The sequence below is a fragment of the Flavobacterium sp. WG21 genome (assembly GCF_000335775.1).
GTDB classification, from domain to species: Bacteria; Bacteroidota; Bacteroidia; order Flavobacteriales; family Flavobacteriaceae; genus Flavobacterium; species Flavobacterium tructae.
This window is the reverse complement of record NZ_AMYW01000015.1, coordinates 73,621-99,399: the sequence shown is the minus strand read 5'-3', so window position 1 is coordinate 99,399 and position 25,779 is coordinate 73,621. Positions and strand designations below refer to the sequence as shown.

The following is a 25,779-nucleotide window of genomic DNA, read 5'->3' as shown; positions in this document are numbered from 1 at the left end:
ATTCGTTTTTTGTTACAAGAACTTTGAAATGTAAACAGACACACTAAAACAAAAAAAAGAGAGATCTCAAACGAGATCTCTCTTTTATATAAATGATATGTTTTAAAAAGAATTACTTTCCTTTCAATAATTTTTCTAAATATTCTACTTTCTCTTTCTCAGCCAGAACCAAGCGTTCGTAAAGCTCCACCACTTTATCGAGAGGGTTGAAATTACAGCTATATGCACTTCCATTAACAACATTGCTGTCGTGATAAGTATTTCCAATAATATTTAAAACTGCCTCATCTGAAAAGTTTTTGATAGCTTCCGCAGAAACACCCAATACCTCAGCAATTTTCGCCAATTTCTCCTCATCAACCGTTTCGCTTCCTTCAATATTTGAAACCGATTGCTGGCTTACACCAATAGCAATGGCCAGGGCTTCCTGTTTCATTCCTCTAAGCTCTCTTATTCGGCTAATGTTTCTGCCGATATGTTTTGGTTTTGTTGCTGCGCTCATAATTCAAAGATATTTAAAATTGTTGAGAATTTATGGAGATTGTGAAACACAAGCTTTGCTTAGTGGTTTACAATCTTACTTTTTTCGATACCATGCTATCTATCGCTTAATTGCGGCTTAAACAAAAGTACGTTTTTTCGTATAATTAATAACCATAAACTAAACGCCATGCCAAAAGAAAATCAAAGCCCTAAAGATCAAAATAACGTAATAACTGCAGTAGCTCAATTTCTATCGACACTCTGGATGGAAGGAGAATTTAGAGACCAGCCCGCTTATCTAACCGAGATTTTCGAAGAGATCCTTAAAACCGAAATTGGAGACGATCTCGATCTGCGAACCAAAATGATCAGCTGTATCAAAACCAGTAAAATGCTGGCAAAAGCCTTAAATCCTTTTACTGATCCGGAAATCGAAAAAGCCAGTATCGAAATGTTGAATACAAATTAGCACTAAAAAAAGGAACGCGGATTACGCAGATTCGCTTTGCGAAAACGCTGATAAAAACGGATTTCTCAGAAGTTAACCAATAATAAAAAAATCCGTGCTGATCCGTGCTTTCGTGAAACGAATCCGTACAATCCGTGGGCTATTTTTTAACCGCAAAGACGCAAAGGTTTACGCAAGGAACGCAGAAACACCTTATCGGTAACCAATATCAAAATGCTGTGTCCAAATTAGCATTACAAAAAGGAACGCGGATTACGCAAATTCGCTTTGCGAAGACGCTGATAAAAACGGATTTCTCAGAAGTTAACCAATAATAAAAAAATCCGTGCTGATCTGTGTTTTCGTGAAACGAATCCGTACAATCCGTGGGCTATTTTTTAACCGCAAAGAGCGCAAAGGTTTACGCAAGGAGTGCAGAAACCTTTTATTGATCAGGAAATAGAAAAAACCTGCCTTAAAATCAGGAATATTTAGAAGGATTAAGCAGTCCGAAAGAGCGTTTTAACGTTTTTAAAAGGTCGTTGGTAGATTAAATAAAATATACCTAAGAACTATAAGTACCTTTAAGTAAAGTTCTGATATTTTCAACAAACTAATTTAAACATCATGAAAACGTATGCAACACTTTTACTCATTATGGTGCCTGTTTTTTCGTTTAACTCATTTGGTCAGCATTCAGCTCCCACTCCGGCAGCAATCGAAAACGCAACTTTACTATTGGACGGCACCCCTAAAGACGGACTTGTTATTGTGGGCTATTATGTCGAAGAAACCGTTAATATGGCTTTTGGAAAAAGAATTACCCAATACGAAGTCCCAAAAATAAGTATGATCGATACCTACAATCTGGGTCCGAACAACACCCGAACAGTAACTCCCATTTATGGAAAAGCAAAAGTAAAAATAGCGGAAGAAAACTTGCAGCCTAAAACTGTTTCTAAAACGATTACCAATGTCATTAACCCCGTTAAAGTCGCGGTAATTGCTCCCACTAAACCTCAGAAATACATCAATGTAGATGTGGTAACGACCTACGAAAAAGTAATCGACAAAGGTTACAAAACACCGGAAATGCTTGCAAAAGTGGCTGACAGAGCTTATTTTGAAGGTGATTTGGTTACGGCTGCTAAATATTACGGCCAGCTTATTGAAATGAATGCTGATCTGGAGGCCATGTATTATTACCGCTATGCACAATCCTTAAAAGAAATTAATCAGATCGAGAAAGCCAATGAAATAATGAAACTGTTCGAAATTAAAAATTCGGCTAGTAAAGTGGCCCGAAAATAATATAACTGTAAAGTTGAGACTTCTACTTATTTGCTGTTGCTTTAAAATCACAGAAGTTCACTAACAGAAATAAAGGTTCTAAACCTCACAACTTCCGTAATGTGAAACAGGAAAATTGCAAGAATTGGCAATAAAACACAATTGGTTGGCCTTGGTATGAAGTGCATTGGCCAGTTCGATCTGATCGGCGTTTGCAATTTTTACTTTTGGGTAGAGGTGAACGGCAACAAAGCGCCCGCTTCCATCAGGAGAAACTTCAAGGGTTGCTTCTGCATGATCTGAATATTCCAGAACTTCTATTCCGTTTTGAGAACATACATACAGATAGGACATCATGTGACAGGAAACGAGACTGCTCAGCAATAAATCTTCGGGATTATACAATTCAGGATCTCCTTTAAAAGCTTTGGCAGCCGAAACATTTAAAACTGGTTTCCCTTCTATGGTAATCTGATGACTTTTGCTGTAAAATCGTTTTGCAGTGTCTTCTGGTTTTGGTTTAAAAGTCCATTTTACTGCTGCCTTGAATAGATGTTTCATATCGGTTGTTTTTTGTTTTTGCGAAGTTATGGTTTTATATGACTTGCGAATTAATCTTATTTAAATGTGGCGTTTTTTACAAACTCATCCCAAACAAAAAATGGCCGGAATTGCTTCCGGCCATACTTACTCAATTTGAAACTTGAGTTTATACTTATTTTGTTGGGTGTGGTGCTATTAAATTAACCGTAACAGAACCTCCTCCATCTAAAGTAGTTCCTTTTTTGAAAGCTCCTGTAGCAGGATCAACTTCATAAATTGCAGCTACCGCATCAACAGGACTGATTGCCGTGTAATATTTTCCTTTAAATACCAATGGCGAACGTACCATTGAAACCGGGCTTAAAGGTGTATTAATCAACGAAACTGTTTTGTTTTTCAAATCAATTCTAACCAACTGTCCTACGTTTTTTAAACGGTCTCTTACGGAAGTCATTAACTCTTCGTATTGAACGGTACCAATTGCAATTCCGTTACCCACATAATTTATTCCCATCAAACAGGCTTGTTTTCCTAATGGTGTGGTTACATCAATAAAATAATCTTTATCAAAATCTGCTGTGCCTTTTTTAATACGTACCACTCCTGATTTTCCGCCTACACCTGTCCAGAATTTACCGGCACTCGCTACAAAGTAATGGTTTCCTTCTTCGTCTTTGTCTAATGAATTTAAGTAGTCATAACCCACTCCACCTTCAGTTGCAGTACTTTTGATTACTTTTAAGTTATTCATTGCAGGATAATCATAAACTAAGGCTCTTACGCCATCAACTGTATATGATTTTGATTCGTTATCGTAAAAATAACCTCCCAGAATAAGCTTTCCGTTGTCTACGAATGCTCTTCCAACAGAAAACTGAACTCCTTTTTTAGCGGCGTCGTATGGTACGGCCAATGTTCCTTTTGCTTCGATTGTGAAATCACTTAGTTTGATTCTGGCCCAGCCCACAGTACCATTATTGATATCCAGTCCTCCAAGAACCAACATGGTATTATCGTCTACAATATTCAGCGATTGAAAATAATTCGGAACCACTCCGTCTGTAAGTATAGCCCCTTTTTCTTTTAAGCTTCCGTCTTTACCCATTTCGTATTGGATGAATTTTTTCTGCGGAAGGTTCATCAAATAAACATACTGTTTGTGCCAGATATAACGAGATCCATTAGCCTCAATACCTTTGCCTTTAAAAGTTAAAGATCCTTCTGATAATGAAGGTACCGATGCAATATATTGCAAATCCTGAGTCCAGCTGGCAATTGTAAAATGCTGTGCCGTTTCGGTTTCTACTTCATCTGACTTTGAACTGCAAGAGCTTACAACTGCAGCAAACACAGTAACAGCAGAAACCATAAATGTTGTTTTCTTTAAGAACGATTTCATTTTCATTGATTTTAATTTAATTGGTTATTGTAAAAAATATCTTAGTTTCAAACTGAAAAACCTTCCCGGCTTTTGCAGTAAGTAATTGTCATAAACTTGCTTGTCTAAAATATTGCGGCAGGCGAAATTGGCACTGTAACGTCCGTTTCCAAAAGTGTAACCAAAACCGGCATCCTGAACGAACTGGGTTGGAATGTACATTTTCTCGCGTGCTTCTCCCAGACTTGGCCAGCCTAAGTAATACTGATGAACATAATGTGTGCTAACAAAAAATGAAATTTTAGGTTTCATTTGAAACATCTCATCCAGGAATAATCTCGCCTCTGCATTTGCCATTAAGTAAGGCGTATTTCGTAATCGGTCTCTATAAACATGATTTGGGGCACCGTTTCCTTCAAAACGCTGCATGTTTCGGATATCCTGATAGGTAAAATTAAATGATGTTTCAAGCCATTGCTTTCGGGCATAATTGGCTTCAACCTCAACCCCAAGCGTGCGTATTTTTCCTAAATTTTCGTAGCGGGCGGTTCCCATCAGATCTCCCTCTGTTAACCAAATCAGATTTTTGGTATCTCTGAAAAAAACATTAAGTCCAAAATTTATATTCTGAAACGTATTACGGATTGTTTTCTGAAGGGATGCATTCACATTGAAACTTCTTTCAGGCTGTAAATCCGGTGCATTTACAATTGTATTACCATTGCCCAGAAGCTCTATGGCTTCAGGTAACCGGGCAGTATTTTCGGCAGAAATTTTTATGGTATAGTCTTTTGGCAATAACCATTTAGAGGTGTATCCGAAAGCCCATGCCTTGTCTTTCGTATTCTGATAAAAAGTTTCCTTAGAACTCCCGCCATTGTAATCAAATACAACGGCATTGGCTTCATAAGCAAAATACTTTGTAAAGAAAATATTCTTCCAACGATCCTCAAATGAAGAAATCTCATACGATAACCCTGCGATATGTTTGTTGAGATTCTGAGGCTGTCTAAGCGGAATTGTCCAATCAGCTTCGGCAATAGCATCACTGCCTTTTCTTCTGGTACCGGTAAACACATAATTTAAGTTAACCTCCTGATTCTCTTTTAGGTGATACACAAAATTAATTCTGGCCAACTGTGTACGATCCTGAAAAGAATAAATAGACTTTCCTGATCTGATTCCGCCCAATTCTCCATCTACTGTTCCGATAGGTTTTCCTGTCCAATTGTATTTATAAGAACTGGTATCTGTAGTTGTACCTCTTAACTTGTTTATAGAAGCATACAGATCTACATCTAAATTTGAAAACAAAAATCCTTTCTTAGAATAGCGCAGAGAAGGCATAACAAACTTCTCATTATAGCGCACGTCTCCATACACATAAGCCATTGTTCTTCCGGTCTGTATTCCTCTGTCCTGATCTGCTAAAGTAAAACCTAACAGCAAGGCATCTGCCCATTTGACATTGGTAAACCCAATATCAGTTCTAATGGTGTACGATTTATAATCGTCATTAAATCTTCTGAATCTTGGATAACCCGGAATCGGTCTTCCATTTTCTCCCGCAACTTCTACCGTTGGACCCCAAACTTGATAATTATTATCGGAATAATTAAAAAAAGAATTGGTTTGCAACGTAAAGCCGGATTCATTTCTCCATTTTCCGGAAACTGCTGTACGATAAGTATTAAATGAACCTATGGTTTGCGACACATCGATATAATTTTTAAGTCGGCTGCGTGTTACCAGGTTTACAGAACCCCCCAGTGCATCGGCACCAAAGGACACCGGAGTAACTCCTTTATAGATTTCGATTCTTTCGAGTGTATTGATGGAAAAATTGTTGATGCTGAAGGATGATCCGAAGTTTTCCATCGGAATTCCATCTACAAAAAACTTTACGGCTTTACCTGATAATCCATTAATCGAATAATTGGTTTCAGAGCCCATTCCACCAGATTCCTGTACGCGAATACCGGATACTCCATCCATTAAACGATTTAAATCGACATCACGTTCAGCCAGTTTTTTTGTATTGATAACAGAAACGGCAAACGGCTGTTCTTTGATTTTGGTTTCAATCGTTTTGCCAAACAAATCAACAGAATTTAACACAACCGAATTCGATTTTAACGCTATAACAATTTCTTCTTTCTGATTCTGTCCGACAACAACAGCCATTTCCCGGATTTGATAACCCGTCATCGATACCACTAACTGATACTTTCCTGATGCAATATTTTGAAAAACAAATTTCCCTGAGCTATTACTTTTCACTACCACGGCAGTATTTTGCAATTGAATTTCGGCACCGGCAACAGGCTGATTGTCATCGTCAAGTATATAACCTGTAAAACTGGCATTCCTATTATTCTGAGCATAAACTGCAGTACATATGATCATTAAAATAACCGTTAAAAAAAATCTTTTAAATTGCATCACTGATAATTTGTTCCCTAAACCAATAACTTCTCTATTTCAGTTATATCGGTTTTTCTTCTCTATTCTTCTTATTTCTATTTTCTTATAACTTAAAACGTTCCGACAGCCTGGAGCTAAATACTCTTGGTAAACCTTCGGCAATTTCATCTCTGGTTGCCGTTATCACCTCATAGTCAGCATCTGTCATGGCGAGATACGTTTGTCCTTTTTGCAATTTTACCTTGTCCTGATACACCGTTGTACAACCTGAAGTTCCGGTGCCAATATTAAATTCCTGTACTTTTGCCGAATCGCTAATAACCGAAACGGCCCCGCAAAACTTAACATCGCTTGCCTCACCCAAAAAATCCATTGAAATGTTGCACTGGCTGCCCGGCTCAACCAAGAAAGATAAACTACCAATGTTTATTTTCTTAATCTCCTGACCGTTTAAATTGTTCACTAAAATCTGCGAAGCAAATGTTGATGAATTGTAGTAATGTAAACTGACAATCCCAAATAACACACAGGCCGCAGTTGTTAGTGCAGCATAAAGAAATCTGTTCTGAGATTTTGGTTTTGCAAGAATCGTTCTGGAAGCAATATTGCTCCAAATCTCTTCTTTTAACCCGGCTTGTTGCGGAGAGGTAATAACTTCACGTTCTAAATCTATAACACTTAACCATTGCTCCACTGTTACCCTTTCGGCAGCATTGCATTCCTTTCGCGCATATTTTTCTAATAAATCGGATGTAATAAACACAGTCTTGGTTTTGTTATATAATGATGTAGTTGCACAAGTCCTCGCTAACCCTACATAGGGGAGTAAAAAAAATGACCAAACTGCGAAAAACTTTTAAATGGTCGCGAATGTGCCGAAGCGCTCTTGTGATATTTCCTTCAACGGCTTTCTCTGTAATAACAAGAGAGGCGGCAATAGAACGGTTATCCATCCCGTCTTCCCTGCTCATTAAATATACCTGCCTGCAACGTTCCGGAAGTGTGCTGATGGCCAACTGTAGTTCCCGAAGCAAATCTTTATGCAAAATGTGCTCTTCTGTATTGTTGGAAACTTTATTCATTTCGGCAAAATGAGTACTTTCGTGCTTCTTTTTAGTAACCTGCTTTCGATGATATTCTACTATTTTGAGTTTAGCAGCACCGTATAAATATGCTCTGACGGAAGTTTCGATTTGTAGTTGTTCCCGTCTTTCCCAGATACTGATGAAAATTTGCTGTACGATTTCCTTTGCTGCTTCTTCGTCGCCGGCATGATGTCTGCAAAAACAAAACAGTTCATTCCAATACAAATCATAAATCTCCGGGAAATTTTTGGCGTTAATGTTTAGATATTGCTTTTCCATAGAAATAAAAATATGACGCAAAACTATCTTATTTAGACTAAATAAAATTAAGAATTTTTAAAATTTGTGCTGTCTTTTTAAATCTGCTTGTGTAATATTCTGGTAATTTGCCTTTTAAAAAAGCAAAAAAAATCACGATATAGTCTCTATTTTACTGGGATTAAACCAATATTTGCCTTAGAGCTGTAAGGAAATACCGCAATGTTTTCTTTGTTATAAATTGTATTTCCTTTCACCAGGTCCTATCAGAATCATCTTTCTTTTTCAGGAATATTTTTTCATTTCTCCGATGCATCCCTGGTTCAAAAATTGATCAATTGACAACGCCAACTCGTTTCGCTTCGCAATCAATTTAGCAGCAAAAAACGGTCCTGAAAGCGCTTACCGCAAGTAAGAATTATCTTCTTATTTTATTGTGTAAAAGTGACGCTTTGCCATGTAAAATGATATTTTATTTAAAAAAACTTGTAAAAAAGGTTAAAAAATGACCGCTTTAATAATGATTTTAGCATTAAAAAACCATTACTTTTGTAACAGAAGTCTCAATCAAAGCAGTTAATGTAACTTTTACAGACGGTTACATTTATTAAGTGTATACACAACGTTTAAAAAATTGAGAAACGAAATTAACAGGATTATATATTTACCACTAAAAATTTGAATATGCTTAACAGTTATAGCTCTGCAGATAAAGTTTTATTAGCAGTAGATTGTATTATTTTTGGGTTTGATCGCGAAGGTTTGAAAATTCTCTTAATCAAAAGAGGATTCGAGCCTGAAAAAGGAAAATGGTCTTTGATGGGAGGTTTATTAAAGCAAGACGAAGTACTCGATAATGCTGCGATAAGAGTTTTAAAAATGTATACGGGATTAAACGATGTGTATATGGAACAACTTTATGCCTACAGCGAAATTGATCGTGACCCCTTAGAAAGAACCATTTCAGTTTCGTACTATGCTTTGATTAATATTGAAGATCACAATGCCGAACTTATTGAAAATTATCATGCGCAATGGTTTAGTGTTGCCGATGCTCCGAGTTTAATTTTTGATCATAACGAAATGGTGCAGCAAGCGATCAGAATATTACGTTATAAAACTTCGATCAAGCCAATTGGTTTTGAATTACTTCCCGAGAAGTTCACCATGCGTCAATTATTGGAGTTGTACGAAGCTATTTTGAGCAAAGAATTAGACAAAAGAAACTTTATCACTAAGATTAATACGATGGGAATCCTGAACAAACTGGACGAAAAAGACATGCAGTCTTCCCGAAAAGGATCTTATCTCTACACTTTCAATAAAGAAAAATACGAGGAAAAACTACGCAACAATTTTGTTTTAAACTTGTAAAGTAATTCGTCTGTAGTTTCTTAAATCCAGAAGCGCAGACGGAAAAATTATAATGAGTTTCGAATCAAAAGAGACGATTTATTTTCTATCTGCTGCTTGTGTCCGTGAAGCACCATATCGGCTAAAATTTCTCCCATCATTTCAAAATCGGTCGAAATGGTGGCAATGCCGTTAGCCACAATCTTTTTCAAAGGAGTTTCGTTATAAGAAATAATTCCAAAATCCGTTCCAAGTTTAAGGCTTTGCGATTGGGCATTTTCAATAACGCGAACCAAATCACGATCGTTTGGTATAATGTACAAGTCACCTGCATTGATTTCTCCGTTTGTAAATTCTGTGATGATATCAAACTTAAAATCATACTTTGTACAAAAAGCAATAAAACCGGTTTTCATTCCCAATGGTTCTCTAAATCCCGGAAAAATCAAAATAAGCTTTTTATACTTATCCATTCGTGACTTCCCTTTAACTAAACCTTCAAAAATATCTTTTTCGTGATTTTGATAAACTGCCGGATACAATTTCAAATCCGGATTGGTCTGATCCAATATGATAACCTCCCCTACTGGTAGGTTTTTTATTGCCTCTGCCACATCGGTTAAATTGGTAGGCATGATGATGTACTTGGTGTAATTTCCATTACTGTCGGTAATCAGTTTTTGAAATACCTGAACATTAAAGTGATGAAAGAAAATATCAACCTGAACGTTCTTTCCAATATTTTGTATAAACGAATTATAGATGTCTTCTTTGAAACTGTTTAACTCATCAAAAAGCAAAAAAATCTTTTGTTTGATATTGATTTCAACGCTTTTAACATAATACCCTTTACCCGGAATGGCATAAATAATACCTCTTTTTTTAAGCTCGTCATATCCCAACAATACCGTATCACGTGACAGCGAAAATGCCAGGCAAACTTTATTGACAGACGGAAGCCGATCGCCTTTTACCAATTTTTCTTCCTCAATTGCTTTCTCTACAGAGAGAATAATCTGTCTGTATTTTGGCAAACCAATATTACTTTGGATAGAAATTATATTCATACAAAATGGATTTTGGCGCAATATACAAAAAACTGGTAGGTACTGGTATGTAAAAACAGATATTGTTTCTATTTTTGGTTTTCATTTTTGGCAAAAAAAATATGAAAATAAAACAAATATCACACCTTCCGAATACATCTGCCATGGAATCATTTGGTTTATTGCCCGATAACGAAGAAATTCTTTCTTGTGAATTGTGCAACAAAAACGGAATGAAAGCAAAAATTATCAATTACGGTGCAACACTGACCTCTTTGATAATTCCGGTTGCAACAGGTGGGGTTGTTGATGTTGTTTTAGGTTTCGATACTTTAGAATCTTATCTGGCGTCTTATCATTTACCAAGCGCTCCTTACTTTGGTGCTACCGTTGGACGTTATGCCGGACGAATCGACAAAGGTGTTTTTGCCATAAACGATCAGACATTTCAATTGAATACCAACAACAATGGTAATGCTTTACATGGCGGGAATATTGGCTTTGGACAAAAAACATGGAACATTACCCATATTACTTCGGGCGATAATCCTTCGGTAACTTTAAGTCTTTTGAGTGAGAATTTAGAGGAGAATTATCCTGGGGCTTTACAGGTTGATTTGACTTATACCCTAACAGAAGAAAACGAATTAAAACTGGAATATAAAGCGACCTCAACTGAAGATACGATCGTGAATCTTACGCATCACACTTATTTTAATCTTGACGGACATCATCGGGATTTGTTAAACCAAACCCTCTTTATTGATTCTGACAAAATGTTGGAAACTAATCCTGAGAATATTCCAACCGGGAATTTCATTGCTCTTTCTGACCATAATTTTGATTTCAGAACGGCTAAAAAATGCCCGGAATTTATTGACAATTCGTTTGTAATTGAGTCCGGAAAAGCGGTTTCCGCCACTTTATCCAGTGTCGAAAACAATTTGCAGATGAAGGTTATTACGGATCAGCCCAGCGTCCATATATATGTAGGCGGAAATTGTTTCGGATCTATAAAAGGAAAAGAAAATACTAATTATCACGCATTTAGTGGAATATGTTTTGAAGCACAAAATTTTCCGGATGCCCCAAACCACAAACATTTTCCGAATTCGGTTTTACGAAAAGGGGAAAACTATCATCAAAAAACCCTTTACCGATTTGAAAACATAATCTAATATTTGCTAAAAAAACAACCAAAAACTAAAAGCTATTTCTTTCAACCACTACCTAATGAATGATATTTTAATACAAAACACAACCGCTTTTTTTGAAAAGTCTTTTGGATCGGCTCCGCAAAAAGTGGTGCTCTCTCCCGGAAGGATCAATATTATAGGAGAACATATTGATTACAACGACGGCTATGTTTTACCGGCGGCTATTGACAAGATTATCTGTTTTGCTTTTGAAAAGAACAATACCAACAGCTCTAAAATAATAGCCATCGATTTGAACGAAGCCTTTGAAATTGATTTAACTGCAGAAATTCTTTTAAGCGAAGAGGTCTGGACCAATTATATTCGTGGCGTAATCAAACAATTACAGGACAACGGTTTTGTGTTTGAAGGTTTCAACTGTGTCTTTAGCAGCAACATTCCGGTAGGTTCCGGTTTATCCTCTTCTGCTGCTTTAGAATGTGGAATGATTTTCGGAATTGCATCGCTTTTCGATTTAAAAATCAAAAAAGCCGACATCGCTTTGTTAGGGCAAAAGGCAGAACACTGGGTAGGGATCAATTGTGGCATTATGGATCAGTTTTCAAGTGTTCATGGTCTTGAAAATAAGGTCATAAAACTGGATTGCAACACCCTGGATTTTGAATATCACAATGCCGATTTCAAAGATTACGCTCTGGTTTTGTTTGACAGTAATGTAAAACATTCTCTTTTTACCTCTGAATACAACACCAGAAGACAGGAGTGTGAGCAAGGGCTGGCGATTATAAAACATCATTTTCCTCAAATAAAAAGTTTTAGAGATTGTACCGAAGAACAGCTTTTGACGCTGCAGAATCAAATGTCAACAACTATTTTTAAAAGAGCACATTTTGTAGTAAAGGAAATTGATCGTGTTGAAAAAGCTTGTGAAGCATTAGATCAGGGGAATATTACACTTTTGGGGCAATTACTTTTCGAAGCCCATTATGGTTTATCGCAAGAATACGAAGTTAGCTGTAAAGAGCTGGATATGCTTGTAAATACGGCAAAAACGGACGCTTTTATTATTGGATCACGCCTCATGGGGGGTGGTTTCGGGGGGTGTACCATAAATTTTATAAAAAAAGGGCATGAAAATGAGGTGAAAAATAAGTTTTCAAATCTTTATTTAAATACATTTGGGATTGAATTAAAATTTTATGATGTAACAATCTCTAATGGAACAAGACTACTTCTTTAACATCACAAAAACTATAAATGAAAAACTTTGACATCAACGAAGATCCGCACAGACGTTTCAATCCATTACTAAACGAATGGATTCTGGTATCACCACATCGAGCAAAACGTCCGTGGCAAGGGCAAAACGAGACTCTTGCAACTGAAACTCTTCCAAAGCACGACCCAAACTGTTATCTCTGTCCGGGTAACGTTCGCGCCAATGGAGAGTACAATCCGACCTATAAAGACAGCTTTGTCTTTGAAAATGACTTCGCCGCAATGAAGCAGGACGAAATTATATTTGAAGAAGACATCAAGCACACTTTTTTTAAAACCAAACCCGAACAGGGAATTTCAAGAGTAGTCTGTTTTTCACCAAGACATGATCTTACTTTACCGGAAATGGAAATTGAAGGAATTGAGAGCATTGTAAAAGTCTGGCAAAAAGAATACGCTGAACTAGGACGCATCAAATACATCAATCACGTTCAGATTTTTGAAAACAAAGGAAGTATTATGGGCTGCAGTAATCCGCATCCGCATGGTCAGATCTGGGCACAGTCATCGCTTCCAACTCAGGTTGAAAGAACACAACAAAATCTGAAATCTTATTTTGATAAAAACAACCGAACGCTTCTTCAGGATTATGTTCAGGCAGAATTAAAAACGGGTGATCGTGTAGTAATTGAAAACGATGATTTTATTGCTTTAGTTCCGTTTTGGGCAACCTGGCCTTATGAAACAATGATTGTAAGCAAAAGAGTTGTAAATAAAATTACTGATTTTACGGAAGAAGAAACCAATTCCTTTGCCGTAATTTTAAAACAACTCACCATCAAATACGATAATTTATTCAGTACTTCTTTTCCATATTCATCAGGAATCCATCAATCACCTACAGATGGTTTAGAACATCCGGAATGGCACTTCCACATGCATTTCTATCCGCCTTTGTTGCGATCAGCCACAGTAAAGAAATTTATGGTGGGTTATGAAATGTTAGGCGAATCTCAAAGAGACATTACCCCTGAAAGATGTGCCGAAGTTTTAAGACAGCAATCAGACATTCATTACAAACAAAAATAAAATAAAACTTTAGCCTATTTTGCCCCACAAATTGTTACAGCTTTGAACAACATACTTAAAAAAACAGGTACGTCTTAGCTCTTTTTTACCCTTTAATACAGAATCACATTAATAAATCAAATCAAAAACGAATAATCGACCCAAATCAAAAAAAATAAAAAAACAATATTTAAACCACCTCAGACAAATATTGTTTTTTACCCTCTACTAATCAAACAATCACTATCTAATTATTAAAATAGTACTATCAATGAACCAGAACCTTGCTTTCGCAGATTATGCGGTTTTTATTATTTACTTCATCGTAGTTTCGGCCTACGGTTATACGGTTTACCGAAAACGTAAACAAGACGAACAGGATGCTAAAGCTTACTTTTTGGCCGAAGGAAACCTGACCTGGTGGGCTATTGGAGCTTCTTTAATTGCTTCAAATATCTCGGCAGAACAATTTATCGGAATGAGCGGTGAAGGTTTCTTTTTAGGAATTGCCGTTGCGGCTTATGAGTGGATTGCAGCTATAAGTCTTATTGTGGTCGCCGTTTGGTTTATTCCCGTATACCTAAAGAATAAGATCTACACGATGCCACAATTCTTAAAAACACGCTATAATGATTCTACTGCGTTAATCATGGCCGTTTTCTGGTTATTCTTGTACGTTTTTGTAAACTTAACTTCTATTTTATATTTAGGAGCTGTGGCCATTAACGGTATGGCCGGTGGAGAATATCTGCATATTATCATGATCGGATTGGCATTGTTTGCCCTATTCATCTCTCTCGGAGGTATGAAAGTTGTCGCTTATACGGATGTTATTCAGGTGGCCGTTTTAATCATTGGAGGTTTAGTTACCTCGTATATTGCTCTTACGACTGTAGGACAATATTTTGGAGTTGGACAAAATGCAATCGAAGGATTCAAAGTTTTAATGAGAGAAGCACCGGAACATTTTAAAATGATTATTCCAAGGCCAACTGCGACATCTTCTCAGCTTGACATCAACAAATACCTTACTTTCCCAGGTCTGATGTCATATCTTGCCGGTATCTGGATCATCAACCTGAATTACTGGGGATGCAACCAATACATTACGCAAAGAGCCTTAGGTGCCGATTTGCAAACTGCACGCACCGGTATTTTGTTTGCCGGTATGCTCAAATTGTTAATGCCTTTAATTGTAATGTTACCGGGTATTGCTGCCTATGTTTTATATCAAAACGGACATTTACCACAATTAGTCGGAGGAAAAGACGGAGCTTATTCTGCTGTACTGACTTTCCTTCCAACCGGATTAAAGGGGCTTTCAGTAGCGGCGCTAACCGCAGCAATTGTAGCTTCGTTAGCCGGAAAAGTAAACAGTATCTCGACAATCTACACTTTGGATATTCACAAAAAATACATTCAAAAAGAAGCTGGTGAAAAACAGCAGGTAAACATAGGAAGAATTGCCGTTTTTGGAGCGATGCTTTTAGCAGTATTATTTACCTGGAATGATATTTTAGGAATTGGAGGTGTTGGCGGATTTACCTATATCCAAAAATACACGGGCTTTATCAGTCCGGGAGTTTTTGCCATGTTCGTTTTAGGAATGTTCTGGAAACGAACTACGGGAGCTGCAGCCGTAGTAGGCGTAATTTTAGGTTTTGTATTATCCGTACTATTCAACGAATATGCTCCTGCCTTATTTGGAAATGAGACTTTATTGTATACTGCTTATCCAAACGGAAAAGGAGCTTTTGAAATCCCTTTTCATATTTGTATGGGATTATCGTTCATCTTTACCACTTTGGTAATGGTTTTAATCAGTTTTGCAGGTCCTAAAGTGAATCCTAAAGCATTCGAAATCGACGCCGAAATGTTTAAAGTAAAACCACAAACGACTGTTTTAATCGTCATTACATTATTGATTATTGCAGCCCTGTACATTAAATTTTGGTAGTTTTATTGTATTCTTTTTTGAAAAATAAAACCGTACCGGGAAAATCACATTTTTTAAATATTATGTTATTAATTTAGAAAAAACCTACTTTTTTAACCATTGTTAATCAGGCTTTTACGTGCCAAATTTTATTAAACCCGACAAGTTTTAGAGCTTGTCGGGTTTTTAATTATTGTAGGTCACCGCCTTATTTTACACTATTTCCCACAAAATCTTCATCACCAAATTCTTTGCCTTTTTTTCAAAATAAAAAACCAAATCACTAAAATTCAAATATTTTACTTACAATACTGGTTATTTGTACAAAGTAATTTCTTACTATATTTGATTTACGTATGGTTAATCTTTAAACTTTAGGTACCAAATTTAAAGAGGCAAAAACGATACGTTTTTTCAAACAATCACAATTAACGGAATGTATAACGTATTAAATGTTTTTACTATGATAAAAAATTATAAACTTTTATTCTTCTCTTTTCTTGTCTGTTTTATTCCAACTCTGGCTAAAGCTCAATTAGGCAGCTCCTGTGGAATTCCAGCTTGGTATTCGGTCACACAATATTCCAGTAACTCTTATGTTCGTTACAATAATATAGTGTACAAAAACAATTCCTGGTCTCAGGGAGCCGGCAGCACACCCGGATCAAGCAGTGTCTGGTCTGCAGTAGGAAGCTGTGACGAGCAATTAATTATCAATAATCCATCTCTGGCTTATACTGCCTGTAATACCGTTTCTGATTGGAACAGTACAACTCCCAACTATAATGTAAACAACATTATACGATACAACAATGGTGTCTATAAAGCCAAGTACTGGGTCGCCGGAACAGAAATTCCTGATCAGTCTTCTGCTTACACTTTTCTTGGTGTGTGTATCAAGCCCATAGCCATTTCTCCTGCCTACGCCGATGGACAAATTATTATAAAAAGTACATTATCGGCTATCAATCTTACCGCATCACTCAATCTGTACGGTTTTTCGGCAACACAAAATAAGGTCGAAATAAAAAAGACAACAGAGTCTTCTTATACAACTTACAATATGAGTTTATCCGGCAACACGATATCGTACAACTGGACCCCAACCGCTTATGGAGATTACAACATTCGATATACCACTGTAAATTCGATTGGAATAAGCACCGTAGTCAACACAACTATTAAAATTGCGATTACTGCTCCTGCTGTGATAACGATTACCGGTCCGCCAAATGCCACTTCCTATACTCAACTTAATTTTTCGCCTATAAGCATTACTTTTACTATTCAGCCTTCGTCCGGAAGTTCCATTAGCAGCATACTGTTTAAAGATCTTACCGCCGGAACTAATGCTAATGTGAGTACCAATTCACAAAATTCTTATACCTTTAATTGGACCCCTCAGAATTATGGAAACAATTCACTGCAAATAGCAGTCACAGACAACAATGGGACCATAGCAACAACCGGTTTACAACTTACTATTGTGAATCCTGCCACACAAAATATTTCCTTTGCTTCACTTCCAAATCAAATAAAAGCGGTTAACGGAATACCTAAAACATTCGTATTCGATAAGGCTATCACTTCATTAAAAAGAAGAAACACTACTGTATTTGATTATACTATTACCGGAAATACTTTAAAGATTATCCCTAAAAAAGCAGGCAGATCCGGACTTCAGATAACCACTTCAGATGGTACCATATATTATCTTGGTTTAAGAATAGACAATACCAATGGAAGCGTATTAAAATATCCTGATTATGTTTCTGTAGGATCTGTATCTGAAGACACTACCGACGATGTCAATTTTTACAACAACAATATCGACGACAGCAATCTGCTCAAGAATAACCGAATGGATGTACGATACATCTATATCAATGGAGGGCCAATCGCAGGATGGAATACCTGGCAGCCTGACAGAGCTATAAAATTTGCACGGAATTCTTTAAAAATGGGGCTCATTCCTTTCTTTGTTTTTTATAACATTCCCGACGGAAGCGAATCTTACGAACTGGATCTGGCACACGTAAAAGATGCTTCCTATATGACGGCTTATTTCAATAATCTCAACCTTTTTCTGAATCAGGTTAAAGCGGAACTGGGAGATGAGTTTTTTGGAGTGGTATTAGAACCTGATTTTCTGGGCTATATGCAGCAGTTTAACGAACCTATAACGACTACAACTGCCGTAAATGCAACAAGTATTGCCCAAAATGCAGGTACATTAAAAACCCTCGTAGAAAGAATCAATTTTGAGCTCAACAAGAAAAGAACAGACGAAAACCTGAATATGGAATTTGGATGGCAGCTTAATCTTTGGGCAAAAGCTGGTGTAGCCGGTCCAAAAGGAATTATCAGAGAAACGGATACCGGAACTTTTACTACCCAGCTTAACAAAATTAAACAAACTGCTGCAGATATTTTTCAATACACCAATAGTATGGGAATTATGTCTAATAATGCAGACTTTATTTCTATAGACAAATACGGTCTTGATGCCATGGGCGCCGGAAGTACCGGAAACCCTGCAGATCCCTTCTCTTATACCTGGTTCTGGAATAATGACCACTGGATGAATTACCTGAATTTTGTTCAAAAACTTTACGAAGCCTCTGGCAAACATGTTGTCCTCTGGCAAATACCGGTAGGACATATCAATGGTTCAGAAACCGTAAATGAACGAACAGCAGGTCCTTTCCAAATTTTAAATAATACCAGCCAGCACTACGAAGATTCTGCTTCAACTTTTTTCTTTGGGGATACCGTAAATTTCTCAAATGACGCAACTCGTTATAACTATTTCAGTCAGAATAAACATGCCGACCCTAAACTTCTGGTTAATCCCACTACAAAAAAAGTGACTTTTGGAAATCACTTTGCAGAAGTAAAAAATAGCGGAACCAAACTTGTCTTAATGGGAGCAGGTGTAGGAGCTAGTACGGATGGAATTGGAAACCCGGGAACTACGCTAACTGATGATCATTTTTGGATTCAAAAATTACAGGATTATTATATCAATCAAACTTCCGGCACTAGCACGCCCGGTACTGCTGCTCTAAATGATGATCTAACTTTTAATTCCTCTCTGATTATCTACCCTAATCCCGTTAAGGAAGAGCTAAGTATCAACACAAAAGAAAAAGTTGAAGTTGTATATGTTTTTGATATGAATGGTGAAAATGTTATCACCCTGAAAAATAAAACTAAAATCAATCTCTCCGAACTTAAAAACGGCTGGTATATAGTAGCTGTAAAACTTGAAAATGGTAAAAAGATTTCTAACAAAATATTAAAAAATTAAACAGGATCTTAAACCTAAAATTATTTTTTAAATAATATAAATAATAAGGAGGCGTTAGTGAACGCCTCCTTTTTTGTTTTGGTGTATCTGTTTCCTTATGTAAACCTTTGCATGCTTTGCGGTTAAAAAAACAGTACACGGATTGCACGGATTCGCTTTGCGAAGACGCTGATAAAAACGGATTTATTAGGAATAAAAATTATTATCTAACCAATAATAAAAAATCCGTGCGGATCCGTGTTTTCGCAAAGCGAATCCGTGTAATCCGCGTTCCTTTTTTAAGTGCTAATTTGGGCACAGCATTTTGATGTAACAAAACAGGAAATAAAAATATTTTGTTACAGTTTTTGAAACAAAATTGAAATTTTATAAAAATTGTTACAGCTTTTGAAACAAATTGAAATAAAAAAATAATTTGTTACAACTTCCTTACATAGACCTTTGCATGCTTTGTGGTTAAAAAACAGTACACGGATTGCACGGATTCGCTTTGCGAAGACGCTGATAAAAACGGATTTATTAGGAATAAAAATTATTCTCTAACCAGTATTAAAAAAATCTGTGCTGATCCGTGTTTTCGCAAAGCGAATCCGTGTAATCCGCATTCCTTTTTTAAGTGCTAATTTGGACACAGCATTTTGATATTGGTTACCGATAAGATGTTTCTGCATTCCTTGCGTAAACCTTTGCGCTCTTTGCGGTAAAAACATTTTTGAACTTTAGCTAATAAATGATTTTATTTTAACAGGAAAAATGTTTGTATAAACATTTTAATTACTTTTAACACACTAATTAACCAAAAACAAAACAAAAAATGAAAAAATTAATCTTTGCTTTATTTATTATTTCCGGAGCAGCTTTTGCACAGGACATGGAAGTAGTAAAAGGAAACTTTGATTTCTTAAAAGATCAAAAAGAAATCAATACCGAATTTGATTATAGTAATTTTACTATGATGAAGGAAAAAAAATCGGAAGCACAGTATGTCCAGGAGCATAAAGCCGAGTTAGATCAAAAGGCAAAAGGCAACGGAAACATCTGGGAAAAAAAATGGATTAGTGCAAAAGACCAAATCTGGACTCCTAAATTTTTAGAAATTGCTAATATTGTTTTAACTAAAGAAAAAAAGGATTTGAACTTTCAGGAAAATTTAAAAACTCCTTATACTTTAATCGTGACTGCGGTATGGATCTATCCGGGTTGGGATGCCGGAATTATGAAACAGCCTGCAAAAGTAACGACCAACTTAAAATTTGTTGAAACTGCTAATAAATCAAATGTCCTATTAGAAATTACAAGCGAAGAAGCTCCGGGTGATCAATGGGGCAGTAATTTCAGTAACGAAACCAGAATTGGTGAAGGTTTCGCCAAAACAGCAAAATCAATGTCTAAACTGATAGTAAAAAAAGCATATAAATAAAACGATAAGAGGAGAGCTGTCATAAAAACAGCTCTCCTCTTTATTTCCCTATACTAATTTTAAAAAACAATAAAACCTAAAATATGCCGCTCCTCCGGAGCTCTCTTCTCTGTCTCGATTTTATCTATAAAGATTTTGCTCCGTTGGAGCAATCCACTGGTGCTTTTTTCTACGTATAAATCTATTTGTTATAAATATTTTGCTCCGACGGAGCAGACAAAGCCAATTATTTAAATAAAAACAGAAAAAAACATTCGCTTTTTTATCCCGGAGGGATAACATATTTATAGGTTCATTTATAAATAAGAGCCCTTTAGGGCGAAATATGACACAGCAATAGAAACAATCATCTAAACAAAAAGCCCTGATTATTCAGAGCTTTGTTCTTTTTGCATATTTAGTAAATAGGCCATATTTTTTATCACGTGATCGTGTTTTTTTACAAACGGATTTTCTTCGTTCCAGACATATCCTGCCAATACCGAACAGATCTTTTCTTTCACATCCGGATTTTCTGGCTGATGAAAAAACAAAGTCTGAAGATTCCCAGTGTACCATTCCTGTACATACGTGGTAAAAACAGCTATCCCCCTTTTCATATATCCGGTGAATTCTGTTTCCCAATCTACTTCGATTCCCTGAGATTCTTTAAGGTACAATTTGGCCGCCAGCATTCCGGATTCGGTTGCAAAGGCAACTCCAGATGAAAATACCGGATCTAAAAATTCAGAACTGTTTCCTGTTAAGGCAAAACCATCACCGTACATTCTTTTTACCGCTCTTGAATAATTCTCCAATTTTACCGGCTCAAACAAAAATTCTGTTCCTTTAAATCTTTTGATATAATAATCTGATTTCTGAATCGCATTTCGTAAAGCCTCGGCATTGTCTTTATTTTCTGAAAGCGAATTAATAAAATCGGTCGGTCCCACAACCCCCAGACTCGTATTTCCGTTGGAGAAAGGAATTACCCATAGCCAAACTTCGGTTTCCAGAATATCAAAAGAAATTTGAGTTCCCTCTTCTCCTTCTTCTCTGTTAATATCTTTTACATGTGTAAATATCGAAGAATGCGGATCTAATTTTGATGGGGTGTCCAAGTCTAAAAGTCTTGGTAAAACACGGCCGTATCCACTGGAATCAATAATGAATTTAGCATGTATTTCTTTTAGGTTTCCATCCTTATCTTTTACAATTGTTTTAGAGTTTTTACCCTCAAAAGAAACCTCCAGAACCTCTGTTTCAAATTCCAGATCAATTCCTTTTCTAATCACTTCCTGCGCCATGGTGTTGTCAAAATCAGCGCGCGGTACCTGCCAGGTCCAGTCCCAGCCTTCACCAAATTTTTTGCTGAAATCAAAAACACAAATTTCTTCTCCTCTGATAAAACGAGCGCCAAGTTTTTTCTCAAAATTCATCGCATCCAAACTCTCAAAAAGCTCAGCCTCAGCAAAATGATCCATTACTCGAGGGATAAGACTTTCCCCTACTACAAGTCTTGGAAATTTTGTTTTTTCAACTACTTTTATCTTAATGTTGTTTTTGTGAAGATACGATGCCGAGACACATCCTGATGGTCCTGCGCCAATGACTAAAACATCAACAAACTCCTTTATCATATTAATATTATTATCAATTATTAACCTACATTTGCCATCATCAAAATAACTACATTTATTTTGATAAATAAAATTAAATTAGCACAACCAAAAACGATTTAATGAACACAATTAATGAATATTTAAGTTTAGCAGAATTCGAGTCTATTATTTTTGGAAATAATAAAGTTGTCATCAGCGATATTGTTTTAAACAGAGTGAATGAAAGCTTCAATTTCCTAAAAGAATTTTCAGGAAACAAAGTAATATACGGTGTCAACACTGGTTTCGGACCAATGGCCCAATATAGAATTAAAGAATCTGATCAAATACAATTACAATACAATTTAATCCGAAGCCACTCTTCGGGAACGGGAAAACCTTTAAGCCCTGTTTGCGCGAAAGCAGCAATTTTGGCTCGTTTAAACACTTTATCATTAGGTAATTCAGGGGTTCATCCTTCTGTAATTCATCTGATGGCAGAACTGATCAACAAAGACATTACTCCTCTTATTTTTGAGCATGGCGGTGTAGGTGCCAGCGGAGATTTAGTACAATTATCACACTTAGCTTTGGTTTTAATTGGCGAAGGCGAAGTTTTTTATAAAGGAGACCGAAGACCAACCGCTGAAGTTTTTGAAATTGAAGGTTTAAAACCTATTCAGGTAGAAATCAGAGAAGGTCTGGCTTTAATCAACGGAACTTCGGTAATGACCGGAATTGGAGTTGTAAATGTACATCTTGCCAAAAAATTATTAGACTGGTCTTTAAAATGTTCCTGCGCAATCAACGAATTGGTTCAGGCATACGACGATCATTTCTCTGAAGAATTAAACCAAACCAAACGTCATAAAGGACAACAGGAAGTAGCCTCAAGAATGAGACAGAATCTTTCAGACAGTACCTTGATCCGTAAAAGAGAAGATCACTTATATTCCGGAGAAAACACCGAAGAAATCTTCAAAGAAAAAGTTCAGGAATACTATTCTTTACGTTGTGTTCCTCAAATTTTAGGACCGGTTTTAGAAACTATAAACAATGTCGCTTCAATTCTTGAAGACGAATTTAACTCGGCAAACGACAATCCTATTATAGATGTAAAAAACAAACACGTTTATCACGGAGGAAATTTCCACGGCGATTATATCTCGCTTGAAATGGATAAACTAAAAATTGTTATTACCAAACTAACCATGCTGGCAGAACGTCAGCTGAATTATTTACTGAATTCAAAAATCAACGAAATCCTTCCTCCGTTTGTTAACTTAGGAACTTTAGGATTTAATTTCGGAATGCAGGGGGTTCAGTTTACCGCTACCTCAACCACTGCCGAAAGTCAGATGTTATCTAACCCAATGTACGTTCACAGCATCCCGAACAACAACGACAATCAGGACATTGTAAGTATGGGAACCAATGCTGCCGTTATTACTTCAAAAGTAATCGAAAACTCATTTGAAGTTTTAGGTATCGAAATGATCACCATCGTTCAGGCTATTGATTATTTAGGACAAAAAGATAAAATTTCATCCGTTACCAAAAAATGGTACGACGATATCCGAAACATTATTCCTGAATTTAAAGAAGATCAGGTGATGTATCCTTTTGTTCAGAAAGTAAAAGATTACCTGATTCACAGTTAATACTTATTTTTACATTATTAATATTGAACCTTTAAAATCATGAAAAAGACACTTATTATTTTATTTGCATTCACTATTCAATTTGTTAATAGTCAGGAATTGGCGTTAGTTAAAAAAGATTCAAAAATTGGATATCTTTCCAAAGACGGAAATTTTAAAATTGAGCCTCAGTACAAATCCGCAAGAAGCTTTTCTGAAGGATTGGCAGCTGTGGAAAATAATGGAAAATGGGGGTTTATAGATGCTAAAGGAGCCTGGGTAATTCCGGCAGATTTTAAAAATGTTAAAGATTTCAACAGCGGAATTGCAGTTGTACAAAAAGACAAAGACTGGGTGTATATCAATACAAAAGGAGAAATTCAGAACGCTCCTGTGTCAGACAAACTTTTTGATTTCGAAAATGGCGTAGCGTTCATTCGACAAAATGGCAAAGTAGGATTAATCAATTCGAAAATGACCGTTGTTTTAGAACCAAAATACGATCAGATCAAATCTTTTGAAAACGGTTTTGCCAGAGTTGAAAACAATAAAAAATGGGGAATTATTAATACTTCCGGTAAAGAAATGATCGAGCCTGCGTATGAAGAAATAGGAAATTATTTCAAGAACACAAGCTGGGCAAGAAAAGATAAAACCTTTGGAATCGTTAGTTCAGGAAATTTTATTCCCGTTGACGGAGCTGAAAAAATCTGGGATTTTGACACGCAGGATCTTACATACGCCAAGAAAAATGGCAAAATTGGATTCATTGACTTAAAAGGAAATTGGGTAATTACTCCAATTTATGACAAGGTGAAAGCGTTTTCAAAAAGTTTAGCTCCGGTTTGCGTAGGTTCAAAATGGGGGTATATCAATCCGAAAGCTGAATTTGTAATTGAACCTACCTACAGCGATGCCGAAGTTTTTAGTGCTGACGGACTGGCTCCTGTAAAAGAAAAAAACTGGGGATTCATCAATCAAACCGGAAAATTAGTTATTCCAACCCAATACAATATTACAGCAAATGGTTTTGTTATTGCGCTGTTCGTAAAACAAGACAAAGGCTTTATCGATGGTCTGGCCCGAGTAAAAAATGAAGGAAAATGGGGTTTCTTAAAACCAGATGGAACTGTATTAGGCAACCAATGGTTTGAAAATGCTGAACTGTTTTCACAATCAAAAGAAAGAATCAGCACAGCAGAAATCGCGGCAGAGAAACCAAAAGCAGAAGCCAAAACGACTGAAAAGTCAGAGACAAAAACTACCAAAAAACCGGTAGCCAAAAAGAAGAAATAAAACCTATTAACCAAATAAGTTCTGCATATGAAATTGCTAATCAAAAAGTGATTTTATATCGAACAAATAAAAATAAATTCTGAATATGAAATGTGTATTAGTAACTGGCGGTTCACGAGGAATTGGAAGTGCTATTTGTAAAAAATTAGCCGTTGATGCAAATTATCATATCCTGATTAACTATCACTCGAATAAAACAGCTGCCGAAGTAACACTTCAGGAAATACAAAAACTAGGAGCAACGGGAGAAATCTTAGGTTTTGATGTTTCCAATTTTGAAGACGTACAAAAAACATTAACACAATGGCAGGAAGCTAATCCGGAAGCAATTGTAGAAGCAATTGTAAACAATGCCGGAATTACAAAAGACGGTCTTTTTATGTGGATGAGTCCCGAAGATTGGAATGGTGTAGTAAACACCAGTTTGAATGGATTTTTTAATGTTACGCAGTTTTTTATTCAAAAAATGTTACGCAATAAATACGGCCGAATTGTTAATATGGTTTCTGTTTCTGGAGTAAAAGGAACAGCCGGACAAACCAATTATTCGGCAGCAAAAGGTGCAATTGTTGCAGCCACCAAAGCACTGGCTCAGGAAGTTGCCAAACGAAATATTACTGTAAATGCTGTTGCACCCGGTTTTATTAAAACGGACATGACCAGTGAACTGGACGAAAAGGAATTATTAAAGCTGATTCCGGTAAACCGTTTTGGTGAAGCGGAGGAAGTTGCAGATTTGGTAAGCTTTTTGATTTCAAAAAAATCAAGTTACATTACAGGAGAGATTATCAATATAAATGGAGGAATATATTCTTAATAATCCTATGTTTGTGAGATTGTTTTAAG

General features: G+C 36.3%; 20 protein-coding genes. 12 read left to right on the top strand and 8 right to left on the bottom strand.

Annotation, left to right across the window (positions count from 1 at the left end; genetic code table 11):
• Positions 1 to 112: 112 nt before the first annotated feature.
• On the bottom strand, positions 113 to 502 hold the full coding sequence (locus tag C245_RS0112495) for a helix-turn-helix domain-containing protein (RefSeq protein WP_017496938.1): 390 nt from the start codon (positions 500 to 502) through the stop codon (positions 113 to 115).
• A gap of 168 nt (positions 503 to 670) precedes the next feature.
• Between C245_RS0112495 and C245_RS0112490 the strand changes: the two genes are divergently transcribed.
• Positions 671 to 952, top strand: coding sequence for a hypothetical protein (locus C245_RS0112490; RefSeq protein ID WP_017496937.1), 282 nt, complete (start codon positions 671 to 673; stop codon positions 950 to 952).
• Positions 953 to 1,558: 606 nt separating this feature from the next.
• Complete coding sequence (locus tag C245_RS0112485; RefSeq protein WP_017496936.1) at positions 1,559 to 2,242, top strand: tol-pal system YbgF family protein; 684 nt, start codon at positions 1,559 to 1,561, stop codon at positions 2,240 to 2,242.
• A gap of 78 nt (positions 2,243 to 2,320) precedes the next feature.
• Here C245_RS0112485 and C245_RS0112480 read toward each other — a convergent pair whose 3' ends face one another.
• The 5 genes from C245_RS0112480 to C245_RS23040 all read right to left on the bottom strand — a co-directional run bounded on the left by C245_RS0112480 (position 2,321) and on the right by C245_RS23040 (position 7,930).
• On the bottom strand, positions 2,321 to 2,782 hold the full coding sequence (locus C245_RS0112480) for an OsmC family protein (RefSeq protein ID WP_017496935.1): 462 nt from the start codon (positions 2,780 to 2,782) through the stop codon (positions 2,321 to 2,323).
• 154 nt (positions 2,783 to 2,936) lie between these two features.
• Positions 2,937 to 4,163 carry a DUF4374 domain-containing protein gene (locus C245_RS0112470; RefSeq protein WP_157495857.1) on the bottom strand — a complete coding sequence of 409 codons (1,227 nt, stop codon included), beginning with the start codon at positions 4,161 to 4,163 and terminating at the stop codon, positions 2,937 to 2,939.
• Between the two features lie 24 nt (positions 4,164 to 4,187).
• On the bottom strand, positions 4,188 to 6,548 hold the full coding sequence (locus tag C245_RS0112465; RefSeq protein ID WP_017496932.1) for a TonB-dependent receptor: 2,361 nt from the start codon (positions 6,546 to 6,548) through the stop codon (positions 4,188 to 4,190).
• Between the two features lie 121 nt (positions 6,549 to 6,669).
• Entirely contained in the window at positions 6,670 to 7,329 is a 660-nt protein-coding gene (locus C245_RS0112460; protein WP_017496931.1) for a hypothetical protein, read from the bottom strand.
• A 13-nt stretch (positions 7,330 to 7,342) separates the two neighbouring features.
• Complete coding sequence (locus C245_RS23040; RefSeq protein ID WP_017496930.1) at positions 7,343 to 7,930, bottom strand: RNA polymerase sigma-70 factor; 588 nt, start codon at positions 7,928 to 7,930, stop codon at positions 7,343 to 7,345.
• A 663-nt stretch (positions 7,931 to 8,593) separates the two neighbouring features.
• On the opposite strand from C245_RS23040, the gene C245_RS0112450 reads away from it, so the two are divergent.
• Positions 8,594 to 9,283 carry an NUDIX domain-containing protein gene (locus C245_RS0112450; RefSeq protein ID WP_017496929.1) on the top strand — a complete coding sequence of 230 codons (690 nt, stop codon included), beginning with the start codon at positions 8,594 to 8,596 and terminating at the stop codon, positions 9,281 to 9,283.
• A 47-nt stretch (positions 9,284 to 9,330) separates the two neighbouring features.
• Here the strand turns inward: C245_RS0112450 and C245_RS0112445 are convergent, their stop codons facing one another.
• The gene (locus tag C245_RS0112445; RefSeq protein WP_017496928.1) at positions 9,331 to 10,329 is read right to left on the bottom strand and encodes a GntR family transcriptional regulator; all 999 of its coding nucleotides are present in this window, start codon (positions 10,327 to 10,329) and stop codon (positions 9,331 to 9,333) included.
• A 101-nt stretch (positions 10,330 to 10,430) separates the two neighbouring features.
• Between C245_RS0112445 and C245_RS0112440 the strand changes: the two genes are divergently transcribed.
• From C245_RS0112440 to C245_RS0112410, 6 genes are all read left to right on the top strand, one after another.
• Positions 10,431 to 11,486: an aldose epimerase family protein gene (locus tag C245_RS0112440; protein ID WP_017496927.1), complete on the top strand. Its 1,056-nt coding sequence runs from the start codon at positions 10,431 to 10,433 to the stop codon at positions 11,484 to 11,486.
• Positions 11,487 to 11,541: 55 nt separating this feature from the next.
• Positions 11,542 to 12,705 carry a galactokinase gene (gene galK / locus C245_RS0112435; RefSeq protein ID WP_017496926.1) on the top strand — a complete coding sequence of 388 codons (1,164 nt, stop codon included), beginning with the start codon at positions 11,542 to 11,544 and terminating at the stop codon, positions 12,703 to 12,705.
• Positions 12,706 to 12,722: 17 nt separating this feature from the next.
• Positions 12,723 to 13,772: a UDP-glucose--hexose-1-phosphate uridylyltransferase gene (locus C245_RS0112430; protein WP_017496925.1), complete on the top strand. Its 1,050-nt coding sequence runs from the start codon at positions 12,723 to 12,725 to the stop codon at positions 13,770 to 13,772.
• A gap of 250 nt (positions 13,773 to 14,022) precedes the next feature.
• On the top strand, positions 14,023 to 15,708 hold the full coding sequence (locus C245_RS0112425; RefSeq protein WP_017496924.1) for a sodium/sugar symporter: 1,686 nt from the start codon (positions 14,023 to 14,025) through the stop codon (positions 15,706 to 15,708).
• A 442-nt stretch (positions 15,709 to 16,150) separates the two neighbouring features.
• Positions 16,151 to 18,997, top strand: a complete 2,847-nt coding sequence (locus C245_RS0112420) for a T9SS type A sorting domain-containing protein (protein ID WP_157495855.1) — start codon at positions 16,151 to 16,153, stop codon at positions 18,995 to 18,997.
• Between the two features lie 814 nt (positions 18,998 to 19,811).
• Positions 19,812 to 20,417 carry a hypothetical protein gene (locus C245_RS0112410; RefSeq protein ID WP_017496921.1) on the top strand — a complete coding sequence of 202 codons (606 nt, stop codon included), beginning with the start codon at positions 19,812 to 19,814 and terminating at the stop codon, positions 20,415 to 20,417.
• Positions 20,418 to 20,785: 368 nt separating this feature from the next.
• Here the strand turns inward: C245_RS0112410 and C245_RS0112405 are convergent, their stop codons facing one another.
• Positions 20,786 to 22,036, bottom strand: coding sequence for an NAD(P)/FAD-dependent oxidoreductase (locus C245_RS0112405; RefSeq protein WP_017496920.1), 1,251 nt, complete (start codon positions 22,034 to 22,036; stop codon positions 20,786 to 20,788).
• A gap of 101 nt (positions 22,037 to 22,137) precedes the next feature.
• Between C245_RS0112405 and hutH the strand changes: the two genes are divergently transcribed.
• From hutH to fabG, 3 genes are all read left to right on the top strand, one after another.
• Positions 22,138 to 23,658, top strand: a complete 1,521-nt coding sequence (gene hutH / locus C245_RS0112400) for a histidine ammonia-lyase (RefSeq protein WP_017496919.1) — start codon at positions 22,138 to 22,140, stop codon at positions 23,656 to 23,658.
• A 39-nt stretch (positions 23,659 to 23,697) separates the two neighbouring features.
• Complete coding sequence (locus C245_RS0112395; RefSeq protein ID WP_017496918.1) at positions 23,698 to 24,933, top strand: WG repeat-containing protein; 1,236 nt, start codon at positions 23,698 to 23,700, stop codon at positions 24,931 to 24,933.
• 85 nt (positions 24,934 to 25,018) lie between these two features.
• Positions 25,019 to 25,750: a 3-oxoacyl-ACP reductase FabG gene (gene fabG, locus C245_RS0112390; protein ID WP_017496917.1), complete on the top strand. Its 732-nt coding sequence runs from the start codon at positions 25,019 to 25,021 to the stop codon at positions 25,748 to 25,750.
• Positions 25,751 to 25,779 lie beyond the last annotated feature (29 nt).

What these genes read in the sequence shown, in the direction of transcription:
- C245_RS0112425 (WP_017496924.1), top strand. Translation starts at nt 14,023, where the DNA reads ATGAACCAGAACCTTGCTTTCGCAGATTATGCGGTTTTTATTATTTAC.
- C245_RS23040 (WP_017496930.1), bottom strand. Translation starts at nt 7,930, where the DNA reads ATGGAAAAGCAATATCTAAACATTAACGCCAAAAATTTCCCGGAGATT.
- C245_RS0112420 (WP_157495855.1), top strand. Translation starts at nt 16,151, where the DNA reads ATGATAAAAAATTATAAACTTTTATTCTTCTCTTTTCTTGTCTGTTTT.
- C245_RS0112470 (WP_157495857.1), bottom strand. Translation starts at nt 4,163, where the DNA reads ATGAAATCGTTCTTAAAGAAAACAACATTTATGGTTTCTGCTGTTACT.
- C245_RS0112440 (WP_017496927.1), top strand. Translation starts at nt 10,431, where the DNA reads ATGAAAATAAAACAAATATCACACCTTCCGAATACATCTGCCATGGAA.
- hutH (WP_017496919.1), top strand. Translation starts at nt 22,138, where the DNA reads ATGAACACAATTAATGAATATTTAAGTTTAGCAGAATTCGAGTCTATT.
- C245_RS0112495 (WP_017496938.1), bottom strand. Translation starts at nt 502, where the DNA reads ATGAGCGCAGCAACAAAACCAAAACATATCGGCAGAAACATTAGCCGA.
- C245_RS0112430 (WP_017496925.1), top strand. Translation starts at nt 12,723, where the DNA reads ATGAAAAACTTTGACATCAACGAAGATCCGCACAGACGTTTCAATCCA.
- C245_RS0112445 (WP_017496928.1), bottom strand. Translation starts at nt 10,329, where the DNA reads ATGAATATAATTTCTATCCAAAGTAATATTGGTTTGCCAAAATACAGA.
- C245_RS0112450 (WP_017496929.1), top strand. Translation starts at nt 8,594, where the DNA reads ATGCTTAACAGTTATAGCTCTGCAGATAAAGTTTTATTAGCAGTAGAT.
- C245_RS0112395 (WP_017496918.1), top strand. Translation starts at nt 23,698, where the DNA reads ATGAAAAAGACACTTATTATTTTATTTGCATTCACTATTCAATTTGTT.
- fabG (WP_017496917.1), top strand. Translation starts at nt 25,019, where the DNA reads ATGAAATGTGTATTAGTAACTGGCGGTTCACGAGGAATTGGAAGTGCT.
- C245_RS0112490 (WP_017496937.1), top strand. Translation starts at nt 671, where the DNA reads ATGCCAAAAGAAAATCAAAGCCCTAAAGATCAAAATAACGTAATAACT.
- C245_RS0112485 (WP_017496936.1), top strand. Translation starts at nt 1,559, where the DNA reads ATGAAAACGTATGCAACACTTTTACTCATTATGGTGCCTGTTTTTTCG.
- C245_RS0112405 (WP_017496920.1), bottom strand. Translation starts at nt 22,036, where the DNA reads ATGATAAAGGAGTTTGTTGATGTTTTAGTCATTGGCGCAGGACCATCA.
- C245_RS0112465 (WP_017496932.1), bottom strand. Translation starts at nt 6,548, where the DNA reads ATGATCATATGTACTGCAGTTTATGCTCAGAATAATAGGAATGCCAGT.
- C245_RS0112410 (WP_017496921.1), top strand. Translation starts at nt 19,812, where the DNA reads ATGAAAAAATTAATCTTTGCTTTATTTATTATTTCCGGAGCAGCTTTT.
- galK (WP_017496926.1), top strand. Translation starts at nt 11,542, where the DNA reads ATGAATGATATTTTAATACAAAACACAACCGCTTTTTTTGAAAAGTCT.
- C245_RS0112480 (WP_017496935.1), bottom strand. Translation starts at nt 2,782, where the DNA reads ATGAAACATCTATTCAAGGCAGCAGTAAAATGGACTTTTAAACCAAAA.